A 1,155-nucleotide genomic window follows, 5' to 3' on the forward strand; every position below is an offset into this window, starting at 1 on the left:
CGTTGGCCTCCTCGATCACTCGGTTCGGAATGGGCGCTGGTGTGCACGTGGATCCCACTCCCCCGGCGTGCGGTCGAGGTGTCGGAAGGCGAGCACGTGGACCGCCTCGACGGTTCCCGACCGCGGGCAAGCCCCCCACACCAGCGCGGCGGACTCGAGGCACAGCACGGCGTCCGGCTGCCGCAGCAGATGCGCGTGGACGCGCGCGAGATCGCGCTCCCATGGAGTGAGGGACTGCCAGTCGGCCGCCGTCGCATAGACGCCGCGCAGGACGGGCACCACATCTCCGCGCCGGACGCTCCGGGTCGAATGCGTGAGTTCGGCCGCGCGGAGCAGAGGGATCGGTGCGGTGCGGGGTATCGGCGTCACGCCCTCAGGCTGTCGCATCCATCGCTGTCCCGAACACCAATCCACAGCCCCGATTCGTCGTCACGGCCCTGTGTAGGAGGGTCGATTCGACGTTCATGGCCGCGAGACTGCAACCGCCTGACGTCTCCACTGCAGCCTGCAACCGAGATGTCAGCCAGATGCAGTCTCGTGGCCTTGCCCGGCCGGCCCGGACCCCGCCCCGCCCCGGCCCCGCCCCGCCCCGGCCCCGCCCCGCCCCGGCCCCGCCCCGCCCCGCCCCGGCCCCGCCCCGCCCCGGCCCCGCCCCGCCCCGGCCCCGCCCCGCCCCGACCCCGCCCCGCCCCGACCCCGCCCCGCCCCGACCCCGCCCCGGCCCGGGGAACGCTCAGGGGCGTTGGATAGGGTGCGCATGTGCACCTCGAGCAGTACCAGCAGCCCTCGATGACATCGCGACGCCGCCTCACGCGGCTGGTCGTCCTCACCGTGGCCGCGGGCCTCGCGCTCGCCGGCTGCGCGGCCCCACAGCCGGCGCCCGCGGAACAGCCCCCGGCGCGGACGACCCTGACCGTGGGTGTCGTCGGGACGCCGACGAGTTTCAACGCCGGGACGGCCCACGGGGACACCGACGCGAACCGCGCGCTGAACGCCCTCATGAACGAGAACCTCGGATCGCTCGACGGCAACCTCCAAGTGGTGCCCAACGACGGGCTGGGGCGCATCACCCGCGTCGAGGGCAACCCCCTCAAGGTCACGTACGAGCTCTAACGGGACCGCGTGTGGTCGGACGGCACGCCCATCACCCTCGAC

2 protein-coding genes are annotated in these 1,155 nt (G+C 74.1%); one reads left to right on the top strand and one right to left on the bottom strand.

From position 1 onward, the window contains the following. Nucleotides 1-15: 15 nt before the first annotated feature. Complete coding sequence (locus I5G_RS16045) at nt 16-369, bottom strand: hypothetical protein (protein WP_022879965.1); 354 nt, start codon at nt 367-369, stop codon at nt 16-18. 390 nt (nt 370-759) lie between these two features. Here I5G_RS16045 and I5G_RS16050 point away from each other — a divergent pair, with 390 nt between their 5' ends. After that, nucleotides 760-1,113, top strand: a complete 354-nt coding sequence (locus I5G_RS16050) for a hypothetical protein (RefSeq protein ID WP_022879966.1) — start codon at nt 760-762, stop codon at nt 1,111-1,113. The last annotated feature ends 42 nt before the right edge of the window (nt 1,114-1,155 follow it).

The sequence above is a fragment of the Microbacterium sp. B19 genome (assembly GCF_000333395.1).
GTDB lineage: Bacteria > Actinomycetota > Actinomycetes > Actinomycetales > Microbacteriaceae > Microbacterium.